Raw genomic sequence first — 13,264 nt, forward strand, 5'->3', positions numbered from 1 at the left:
ACAATTTTAAAGAGAAGCTTCACTACCCAGAACAGAAATATTAACAATTTTAAAGAGAAGCTTCACTACCCAGAACAGAAATATCAACAATTTAAAGAGAAGCTTCAGTACCAAAGTTGGGTATCTATCAATAGTCTAAGAAAAAATTCAGTAACTGTAGAGGTTTTTTTTATGAAAGCTAATAAATTAGAATCTTATAGTATAACAGCTCTGACTTTAATATTAGGCATATTAGCCCCAACTCCTGTTAACTCCCAACCCATAACTCCGGCAAACGACGGTACAGGTACAACTGTTACACCACAGGGCAACCAATTTAATATCGAAGGTGGTACTCGTAGTGGAGCTAACCTCTTTCACAGTTTTGACCAATTCAACGTCAACTCAGGCCAAACCGCGAATTTCCTTACTACTCCCGACACTCGCAACATTCTAGGGCGAGTCACAGGAGGCAACGCTTCATATATCAACGGTCTGCTCCAAGTTATTGGTGGTAACTCTAATCTTTTCTTAATGAACCCCGCTGGCATAATGTTCGGCCCAAACGCCAGCCTTAACATACCCGCCTCATTCAGCGTTACTACGGCCACAGGTATAGGTTTTGACAGCAACAATTTCTGGTTTAAAGCCATGGGTACAAATGACTATGCTAATTTAGTCGGAGACCCCAGTGGCTATAAATTTAATGTGTCTAACCCAGGCGCTATAGTTAACGAAGGAAATTTAACTTTAAACCCCGGAGAAAATCTCACCTTATTAGGTGGCACAGTTATTAATACTGGGCAACTCTCTACAGCAGGGGGTAATATTACCATCGCAGCAGTAGAAGGTGGTAGTGTCTTAAGAATTTCTCAACCAGGACATTTACTCAGTTTAGAAGTAAACCCAGTCATAGTGAATGGGGAAGAGATTGATATAGCCCCTCTATCTTTACCCGGACTCTTAACAGGTGGAGAAATAATTCAGGCCACATCTGTAACTGTTAATGAAAATGGTGATGTGGTGTTGACAGATTCAAATACAGTAGTGGCAGATTTACCAGGAACTGCCATAACTTCTGGAGGTATAGATGTATCGAGCGCTGAGGATGTAGGAGGCGAGGTAAATGTATTGGGCGATCGCGTAGCTCTGATTGATACTAATATTAATGCGAATGGTTTAAATGGTGGGGGGACGGTATTAATTGGAGGAGACTCTCAAGAGAGTAGTACAGTTTTCAATTCTCAAGAAACTTCTGTTAATAGTGGCTCAATTATTTCTGCTAATGCTATTGAGAATGGAGATGGAGGAAGGGTAATAATTTGGTCTGATGGAACTACTAATTTTGCTGGAGATATTAGTGCTAAAGGAGGAGAATTTTCTGGTAATGGAGGGTTTGTTGAAGTTACGGGAAAAGAAGAATTTACATTTGATGGAAGTGTGGATGTTACTGCAGCATTGGGAGAAGAAGGAACGATATTTTCACAACCAGAAAGTGTAACGATAGGAGAGTCAGAAAATTCTAATAATTCACAAATTGCTCAAGATGAGAATGCAGATTTGACAATTAGTGCAGAAAATATTGAGCAATTATCAGGGAATGTAATATTAGAAGCTGACAATGATATAACAGTTAATGAAAAGATAGAAACTGATTCATCTGTAGAATTCAAAGCTGGTCGTAGTATTAATATAAATGCCGATATTGATACATCAGTTGGTAATGGAAATATTGACATTCTTGGTAATAATGATGAGATGAATTTAGCTAACCGTTCTGACGGGAAAGCATCAATAAATCAGTTAGATGGAACAACTTTAAATGCTGGTAGTGGCACTATTAATATTGAGTTGGGAAATTTAGGAGAAGTAGGAGATATAAATCTGTCAAATTTAACTACAACAGGGCAGGTTTTAGTTAATGCTAATGGGGGAAATATTGCCAGAGTTTCTGATAGTTCAATTATTAATGCTGGTAGTGCTTTATTTCAAACATCTGGAAGTGGTGGAATAGGTTTAAATGATGCACCTTTACAGTTAAATGTAGAAAATTTAGAAGCGGTTTCTGGTAGTGGGGGAGTATTTTTTGATGTAGTAAATGTAAATATTGGAGGTGTGAGTGAGGGTGTCAATGGTATTTCTGTTGTTGGAGGAGAATTAGAAATTAAGAGCGCAGGAGATGTGACATTAACAGAAAATATTTCTGCCGATGGTGCAATTAATATAGAAGCGACGGGAGATATTTCTGCTACAGGAAGCGGAATTAGTAGTAATGGGGAAAGTGTTTCTTTGTCTGCCACTAATATTCGGATAAATGATGAATTTGATGAAACTTCTGGGGATGCGGATGTTAAGTTGGAGGCCACAAATGATATTACTGTTGAGGATATAGAGGATGATGTGTTGGAATTTCAGCCTGGGGATGGAGAGATAGAATTTCGTGCCGATGCTGATGGGGATGGAATAGGTGTTGTTCAGATGTTGGATAATGAAGCGGATGTTGGGAGCGATCCGAATACCTTTGAGAATGGTGCGGATACTATTAAGACTAATGGGCGGAATTTGAATATTGCTGGTGCTGAAATTATTTTGGGGAATATTGATACTTCTTGGTTGCCGGTTTTGTCTGGTGGGGAGTTGCTTGCTACTATAGATGTGGATGAGGGTGGAGCAATACCAGCAGAAGGTACAGAAGGGAATGCAACTTTTACTTTTACTGTCGATGGTGACTTAGAAACTATAGAAAATCTAGATGTACGCTTTTCTGCTAAACATACTTACGATGGAGACTTAGAAGTTTATCTCGAATCACCCCAAGGGAGTGCAGTAACTTTGTTTGCAGGTGTTGGTGGTAGTGGACAAAACTTTCAAGATACTGTATTTGATGATGATGCTTCTACAAATATCAACTCTGGTAATGCTCCGTTTGATGGTACATATAGTCCCCAAGGCAATTTGGCAGGATTTAATGGAGAGAACCCTAATGGAACTTGGACTTTGAGGGTGACAGATAATTATTCGGGAGATAGTGGAACTTTATACAAAGCAGGTGATGCTGCCCCATGGGGAACTGCCACAGGTACGCAACTATTGCTGCGTAATCCTCTTGTTCAGAGTGGTGGAGGAAATGGTGGGGCAATTAATCTGGAAGCAACTCATGGTGATATTAGTGTAGGAAATATCCGCAGTTTGAGCGAAACTACTGATGGGGGAAGAATTGACCTGAAAGCTAATAACAATATTATGACAGGGTTGATTAATTCTAGTGCTGTTCAAGGAATTGGGGGTGATATCAAAATAGAAGCAGGGGGCGATATTATTGCTACAGGTGGCGGAATTAAAGGTGGTGGGGAAAGTGTTTCTTTGTCTGCAACTAATATTACGATAAATGATGAATTTGATGAAACTTCTGGGGATGCGGATATTAAGTTGGAGGCGACAAATAATATTACAGTTGAGGATATAGAGGATGATGTGTTGGAATTTCTGCCTGGAGATGGAGCGATCGAATTTCGTGCGGATGCAGATGGGGATGGAATAGGTGTTGTGGAGATGTTGGATAATGAGGTGGATTTTGGGAACAACCCAGATACGTTTAACAATGGGGCAGATACTATTAAGACAAATGGGCGGAATTTGACTATTGCTGGTGCTGAAATTATTTTGGGAAATGTTGATACTTCTTGGTTGCCTGTTTTTTCTGGTGGGGAGTTGCTTGCTACTATAGATGTGGATGAGGGTGGAGCAATACCAGCATCAGGTACAGAAGGCACTGCAACCTTTACTTTTACTGTAGATGGTGACCTGGGAACTATAGAGAATCTAGATGTACGCTTTTCTGCTGCACATACTTGGGATAGACAATTAGAAGTTTATCTCGAATCACCCCAAGAGCAGGAAGTAACATTGTTTGCTGGTGTTGGTGATCATCTAGATAACTTTCAAGATACTATCTTAGATGATGATGCTTCTACAAGTATCAACTCTGGTAATGCACCGTTTAAGGGTACATATAGTCCCCAAGGAAATTTGGCAGATTTTAATGGAGAAGATCCTAATGGACGCTGGACTTTGACGGTGATAGATACTTTTATAGGAAATGATGGCACCTTATACAGGGCAGGTGATGCTGCTCCCTGGGGATCTGCCATAGGTACACAACTATTGCTGCGTACTCCTGTTATTCAGAGTGGTGGAGGAAGAGGAAATGGAAATGGTGGAGCGATTAATCTGGAAGCAACTCATGGTGATATTAGCGTAGCAAATATTCGTAGTTTGAGCGAAACTGCTGATGGGGGAAAAATTGATCTGAAAGCTAATAACAATATTATGACAGGTCTAATTAATTCTAGTGCTGTTCAAGGAATAGGGGGTAATGTTAACCTTAATGCTGTTGCTGGCAATATTAATACCGAATCGCTTGATTCCTCATCGCGGCATGGCAATGGAGGTAATATCACGCTCTCGACTCAGACTGGTAATATCAATACTGAATCGCTCAATTCCTCGTCGTATGATAGCAATGGGGGTAATATCACGGTCTCGACTGAGACTGCTGGTAATATCAATACCGAGTCGCTCAATTCTTCCTCGCAATCGCAATCTGGCAATAATGGGGGTAATATCACGGTCTCGACTCAGACTGGTAATATCAATACCAAATCGCTCAATTCTTCCTCGGCCTATTATGGCGGTGGCTATGGGGGGAATATCACGGTCTCGAGTCAGGATGGTGATATCACTACAGAATCCCTTGATTCCAAATCGTTTAATGGTAATGGGGGTGAGATAACTATCTCGACTCAGACTGGTAATATCAATACTGGATCGCTTGAACCATCCTCGTATAATAGTAATGGGGGTGAGGTAACTATCTCGACTCAGGATGGTGATATCAATACCGGATGGATCTCTTCCACGTCGTCGTCTGATGGCAATGGGGGTAATATCACGGTCTCGACTCAGACCGGTGATATCAATACCGGAAGGCTTGCTTCGGTGTCTGGTGGCAATGGAGGTAATATCACGGTCTCGACTCAGACTGGCGATATCAATACCGGAACGCTTGATTCCTACTCGTTTGATGGCAATGGGGGTGAGATAACTATCTCGGCTCAGAGTGGTGATATCAATGTCGAACACCTTGACTCCTCGTCCTCCGATGGCAATGGGGGTGAGATAACTATCTCGACTCAGAGTGGTGATATCAATGCCGAATCGGTCAATTCCTTCTCGGCTTCCTTATATGGAAACTCACAATATGGGGGAACTATTACTCTGAATGCAGACACAATAAACTTCAACCCTCCAGAAGATGGAGACACACAAAAATTAGCAATCAGAACATTCTCAGTCGGAACAAACACCTCCGGGAAAGGTGGAGATGTTAACATTACCACCAACAACCTCACCAACGCAGAAATATTTACACTATCTTCCCACGGAAAATCAGGAGAGGTAACAATAGAAATTAAACAACAAGAAAACCTTGAACTTAGTGACTTATCTATCATCACCAGTACACAAGTAGAGATTAGAATTCATCAGTTTCAAACAATAGAGCGAGAGGTAGGCGATAAAGGTCAATCAGGCAATGTCTTCATCAACAGCCCAGGCAATATCAACCTCAACAACGTCACCATCGAAAGCGACACCAAAGGAGACCAACGAGCCGGAGAAGTTTCTATCGAAAGCCAAGGTGGTACAATAACATTCGATAACAGTAGTATCCTCAGCATCACCAACGCCGAAGGAGATGCCGGAGAAATCACCCTCAAAACTCCCCAAGATATCCAACTCACCAACAACAGCCGACTCCAAGCTGACACCCAAGGCAAAGGCAACGCAGGCAACATCAACATCGAAGCTGGAACTCTAAACCTAGACCAAAACACCAGCCTCACTACAGAAACCAGTGCAGAAGGCGCACCAGGCCAAATAGAAATCAAAGCCAATACCATAGACATCGGAGAAAACGCCCAAATTAGTGCCACAGTTACCGCCACCTCCACCAACACAGAAGAAGAAGGAGGCAAAATTGATATATTTGCCAATACCCTCAACATCTCAGGCACCCTGGGAATATTTGCCGAAACAGCAGGTTTAGCAGATGCAGGTACTCTTACCATCCAAACTTACAACGGCAGCCCTAACCTAGACATCAACTTCAGCAACCAAGGCTTTATCTCCGCTTCTACCAGTTCCACAGGTAAAGGAGGCAATATATCTATTAGTGCCCCAGAAACCATAAATATCACAGGAAACCCAGAAACAACAGACATCATAGACGGAGAAATCAAAGTTACCACAAATAACATCGGCAACGCAGGTGAAATTAAAATAGAAACCCAAAACCTAACAATAGCACACGGCATATCAATCTCAGCCTCCACCACAGGAAAAGGAAACGCCGGAGCTATCAAGATCGACACCAACAGTTTCAACCTAGAAACAGGAACAAGCATAACAACAGAAACCAACAGCCCAGGAGCAGCAGGCAACATCGAAATCAACTCCCCAGAAGTAAACATAGGAGAAAACGCCCAAATTAGTGCCACAGCACGAGAAAATGCCACTAACACAGAAACAGGCGGAAATATCAGTATATTTAGCAATACCCTCAATATTTCAGGAAAACTAGGAATATTCGCCGAAACCCAAGGGAACTCACCAGCAGGCGCACTCGCACTCCAACCTTACAGCGATCACCCAGACATAGACATAAACTTTAGGAACTCTGGCTTCATCTCCGCTCGTACCACCTCCACAGGTAAAGGAGGTAATATTAATATTACCGCCCCAGAAACCATAGATATTACAGGGGACGGAAAAATCTCAGTCGAAACCACAGGAGCAGGTGATGCAGGTAATATTAACATCGCTACCCAAAACCTGACAATAGCAGACGGCATAGACATTACAGCCTCCACTACAGCAACAGGCGACGCAGGTAACATTGACATAGAAGCCAACAATATCAACATACAAAACAACTCGGAAATATTAGCCTTCACAGAAGGAGAAGGAAAAGGAGGCAACATCACAATAGAAGCCACAGAAACATTCAACCTAGATAACAATACCCAACTCTCAGTAGAAACCAGCAGCGCCGGAAAAGCTGGAGATATTGATATTAAATCCCCTCAAGTCACCATAGGAGAAGGAGCAAAAATTAGTGCAACTGCAAGAGAAGGAGCCACCTACACAAAAGCAGGCGGAAACATCAGCATATTCAGCAACACCCTCAACATCTCAGGAGAACTAGGAATATTCGCCGAAACCCAAGGCAACTCACCAGCAGGCGCACTCGCACTCCAACCATACAATGGTAGTCCCGACCTAGATATCAACTTTAGCAACCAAGGTTTTATCTCCGCCCGCACCACCTCCATCGGCAATGGAGGCAACATATCGCTTTTCGCTCCAGAAACAATAGATATTACAGGAGACGGAAAAATCTCAGTCGAAACTACAGCCACAGGTAACGCAGGGCAAATAGAAATTCTCACGCCAAACCTCACAATAACCGACAGTATAGACATTACCGCTACTACAACATCCAGTGGAACCGGAGGCAACATATCACTTAACGTCGAAGAAGCTATAAATATTACAGGAGACGGTAAAATTTCTGTTGAAACCACAGGTACAGGTAATGCTGGCAGAATTGAAATTGAAACGGGCGATCTGACAATAGCCGATGGCATGGATATTACTGCATCTACGACAAACACAGGAAATGCAGGTAACATCAAAATAGAAGCTAGCAATATCGACATTCAAAACGGCTCCCAAGTATTAGCCTTCACAGAAGGAGACGGAAAAGGAGGCAACATTACAATAGAAGCCACAGAAACATTCAAACTAGACAACAACACCCAACTCTCAGTAGAAACCAATAGTGCTGGAAAAGCTGGAGATATTGATATTAAATCCCCTCAAGTTACTATAGGCGAAGGAGCAAAAATTAGCGCGACGGCACTAGAAGGAGCAAGCAACACAGAAACAGGTGGCAACATCAGCATTAATACCAACATCCTCAACATTTATAGCGACCTGGGAATATTAGCCGAAACTCAAGGGGAGTCACGAGCAGGCTCCATCACTCTCAAACCCTACCAAGACAACCCAGACCTAGACATCAACTTTACCAACAACGGTTTCATCTCAGCCCGTACTACCTCCACTGGCAACGGTGGCAACATTAATATTACCGCTCCAGAAACCATAGATATTACAGGCGACGGTCAAATATCAGTCGAAACAACAGGAGCAGGCAACGCAGGCAAAATTGACATAGAGACAGCAAACTTGACAATAGCAGACGGCATAGACATTACTGCCTCTACCACAGGAGCTGGAAACGCAGGGGATATTAATATTGACACCAACAACTTTACCCTAGAAACAGGAACAACTCTCACCACAGAAACCGATAGTAGTGGTAGCGCTGGAGATATTACCATCAATTCTCCAACAGTCACCGTAGGAGAAGGAGCAAAAATCAGTGCTACAGCTAAAGAAAACGCCACCAATACAGAAACAGCCGGAAACATCAGCATTAACAGCGATGAAATAAATATCTCAGGAGAACTAGGAATATTTGCCGAAACCCAAGGCGAAGCCCCCGCAGGCACCCTCAGCCTCAAACCCTACAACGACAACCCAGACATAGACATTAACTTTACCAACAACGGTTTCATATCAGCCCGCACAACCTCCAGTGGCAACGGAGGCAACATTGATATTACCGCACCAGAAAACATAAACATCCAAGGCAACGGCAAAATAACAGTAGAAACAGAAGGGACAGGCAACGCCGGAGAAATAAACATCCAAACCCAAAACCTGACAATAGCTGAAGGAATAGATATTTCAGCAGCAACCTCGGACAGTGGAGCAGGAGGTAGTATCAATATCAACCCTACAGCAAAATTTGAACTAAACGGTCAAATAATCACAGAAACCACAAGCACCGGAGACGGAGGCAAAATTTCCATCAACACAGGTTCCCTCACAGCCGAAAACAGCACCATCTCAGCCAAAAGTACCGAAACAGCCACCGGAAATGCAGGAGAAATAGAAATTACCGCCCAAGAAAATATTACCACAGGCATCATCACCTCCTCAGCCAACAATAAAACAGAAGCAGCAGATGGAGGCAACATCAGCATTACCAGCGAACAAGGAGAAATTAACGCCACCCAACCAATTCAATCATTTTCAGAGCAAGGCAACGCCGGAGATGTCAGCCTCAAGGCCCGAACAGATGTCACCACCAACATTATTAGTTCTCACGGCCAACAACAAGGCGGTCAAATAAACATCACAGCCGAAACTGGAAACATCAACACCAGCAATGGCACGTTAGCCAACTATTCAGGAGGAGGCGACGGAGGAAACGTTAACCTAACAGCCCCCCAAGGAGATATTACCACCAGTAACATCTACTCCTTTGCCGATGGTAACGGCGGTCAAATTAGGATTAATGCTGGAGGAGAAATAAACCTCAGCGAAAACAGCAATATTATCTCAGCCTCAGAACCACCAGAGGAGCAGGGGAGCGGGGGAGCAGGGAGAGGGGGAGATATTATTCTCGAAGCAGGAAACAATATTAACACTACGACTGCCAGAATATATTCCGGTGCAGACGACGGCGACACAGGAAACGTCGAACTTACCGCCGAGAGTACCATAGAAACAGGTCAAATAGACCTAGCATCAGGCTTTGTCCGAGAAAGACTGGAATTTAATGACAACAATAACTTCACCCTCATCCCCAGACCAGAAGGAGTAGCAACCCAAGGTTTTGCCGGAGACATCAGTATAAAGAGCAACAACGGCACAATAGACACCACCGCCAGCACCATCAATTCCCGTTCTCCAGACGGCTCCGGCGACATCACCATAGAAGCCCTAGGTAACATTACCACAGGCAAATTAGAAGCCAGCGCCCTCAACACAACCAAACCCACTACAGGTGGAGATATTACCATCACCAGCCAACAGGGAGAAATTACAGCTACCCAAGCCATAGAAACATTCTCAGAAGCAGGCACAGCCGGAAGCGTCAACATAGACGGAGCAGGCCACGTCGAAGTCAATACCATACTATCCCAAGGAACTCAAAGGGGTGGAGATATTACCATTCATAGTAGCAGTGAAAATAGTATTAATGTCCAAGATGACCTAAACACATTTTCCACAGAAGGAATAGCAGGAAATATCACTCTCACATCCCCAGGAAGCATAACTATTAGGGGTATTCGTTCAGACGGAATGCAACAAGGAGGTGAAATCATAGTAGAAAGTGGAATAGGTAATATAGATGCCACCGGAGAAGATATAGACTCTTTCTCAGAGCAAGGAATAGGAGGCGACGTACAACTTAATGCCTCAGAAAGTGTAAATATTGCCAATGTATCATCTTATGGTTTGACAGAAAGTGGAGACTTAACCATTCAGAGCCAAACAGCACAAGTCAATACAGAGAATGTGACAACTCAATCTCCCGCAGGAAATAGCGGTAGCATAATAATCAACGGAACAGAAGTAGGTACAGGAGATTTGAGTTCCATTGGCACAACAAGTGCTGGAGAAATTAACGTAGAAGCAGTAGATGGTTCAATTCAAACTTATGATGTCGAAATCAAATCTGATGGTACAATAGGTAGTTTGAGCCTACAAGCAACAGAAGATGTTGAGACAGGAGATATTACTCAAGAAGCAGGGGAAGGAGACGCGAATACAGATATTTCATCAGGGGGAGACCAAACTACCGGAGATATTAATCAAACCGCTGAGGAGGATACGACTAATAATCAAACCTCAGAAGGCGATATTACTACAGGAGATATTAACCAAAACGCAGGTGATGATGCTACCAATAATCAAACCACAGGTGGAAATATTACTACAGATGATAGTAGTAACAANAAACGCAGGTGATGATGCTACCAATAATCAAACCACAGGTGGAAATATTACTACAGATGATAGTAGTAACAACATAGCCCAAGGTGGCGACATTACAACAGGAGATATTAACCAAAACGCAGGTGATGATGCTACCAATAATCAAAACACAGGTGGCAATATTAGTACAGATGATAGTAGTAACAACATAGCCCAAGGTGGCGATATTACTACAGGAGATGTTAACCAAACCGCAGGTAACGATGCTACCAATAATCAAACCACAGGTGGCAATATTACCACCACAGACACCACTACTAACGCCACAGACGGAGGCAACCTTACCACCACAGACAATACTACTAACATAGCCCAAGGTGGCGACATTACCACAGGAGATGNACAACACTACTAACGCCACAGACGGAGGCAACCTTACCACCACAGACAATACTACCAACATAGCCACAGGTGGAAATCTCAATACAGGAGATGTTAACCAAACTTCAGGTAATGACACTACCAATAATCAAGCCACAGGTGGAAATATTAACACCACAGACAACACCAATATTCAAACTAATGGTGGTGATATTACCACAAATAATACAACTAATATTCAAGCTACAGGTGGCAACATCAACACAGGAGATGTCAACCAAAATGCCGATCGTGATGCCATAAACAATCAAGATACAGGTGGCAACTTCATTACCAATGATACCATTAATATTCAAACAGGGGGTGGCAACATTACCACCACCGAGACAACTAACATTCAAGTCATNCATCAACACAGGAGATGTCAACCAAAATGCCGATCGTGATGCCATAAACAATCAAGATACAGGTGGCAACTTCATTACCAATGATACCATTAATATTCAAACAGGGGGTGGCAACATTACCACCACCGAGACAACTAACATTCAAGTCATGGGTGGCGATATCACCACAGAAAATATCACTCAAACAGCAGGTAATGATGCCACTAATATTCAAACCACAGGAGGCAACTTCAGCAGCAACGATACCATTAATATTCAAACAGATGGTGGCAACTTTACCACCAATAACAATACCAATATTTCTCTTGCAGGTGGGGATATAACCACAGGAAATATCAACCAAAACGCAGGCAATAATACTACCAATATACAAACTACAGGTGGTATCTTCACCAACAATGACACAACCAATATTCAAACCACAGGCGGTATCCTCACCAACAATGACACAACCAATATTCAAGCAACATTTAGTGACATAACTACAGAAAATATCACTCAAAATGCAGGTAATAATACTACTAATATTCAAGCAACATTTGGCGAAATAACCACAGAAAATATCACTCAAAATGCAGGTAATAATACTACTAATATACAAATTGCTGGTGGTGACCAAAATATCGGCAATGTTACTCAAAATGCAGGTAATAATACTACCAATATTCAAATTGCTGGTGGTCAGCAAAATATCGGCAACGTTACTCAAAATGCAGGTAATAATACTACCAATATTCAAACCGCTGGTGGCCAACAAAATCTAGGAGAAATTAATCAAAATTTTGGCAATGAATCAATCAATATTCAGAGCCAAGAAATTAATCAAAATAAAAATACAAGCCAGATATCAATCAATCTTAATGATACAACTCCCAGTAACAACAACCAAACAACAAATACTGCTACAGCCAAAGAACAAACAGAAGAGTCTATTAACAATACTACTAATAGTCAACAAATATTAAAGATAATAGATACTGTTAATACTAATCCTCTCACAGTTGCTACAGGTTCAGACCAAGTAGTAATGATGTTAGAAGAAAATCGGATTAAAGAATTTTCAAATTACTTTGGAGAAGACTTTGACGAAAGATTAGTTAATACAAAAAATGTCCGAGATATTCTAACCGNGTCTATTAACAATACTACTAATAGTCAACAAATATTAAAGATAATAGATACTGTTAATACTAATCCTCTCACAGTTGCTACAGGTTCAGACCAAGTAGTAATGATGTTAGAAGAAAATCGGATTAAAGAATTTTCAAATTACTTTGGAGAAGACTTTGACGAAAGATTAGTTAATACAAAAAATGTCCGAGATATTCTAACCGATATGGCTAATCAAACTGGAAAAGAATCTGCCGTTGTTTATGTTAATGCTTATCAAGAACAATTACAGATAATTTTACTTACTAAAGATGGTCAGCCTATTCTCAAAAATATTCCTACAGTAAATCGGAAAAAACTATTCCAAAATGCTATGAATTTTACTGTAGAAATTACTGACTTGAGGAGCCGTAATACTACCCGCTATTTACCATTCGCTCAAAAATTATATCAGTGGTTAATTGCACCAATTG

At 41.9% G+C, this 13,264-nt stretch carries 1 protein-coding gene; it reads left to right on the forward strand.

Annotation, left to right across the window (positions count from 1 at the left end; genetic code table 11):
• Positions 1-171 precede the first annotated feature (171 nt).
• The coding region (locus tag AFK68_RS29965) for a filamentous hemagglutinin N-terminal domain-containing protein (protein ID WP_143438432.1) at positions 172-10,913 on the forward strand (10,742 nt) is incomplete at its 3' end.
• Positions 10,914-13,264: the final 2,351 nt, after the last annotated feature.

The sequence above is a fragment of the Hydrocoleum sp. CS-953 genome (assembly GCF_002260545.1).
In the GTDB taxonomy this organism is placed as follows: domain Bacteria; phylum Cyanobacteriota; class Cyanobacteriia; order Cyanobacteriales; family Microcoleaceae; genus Trichodesmium.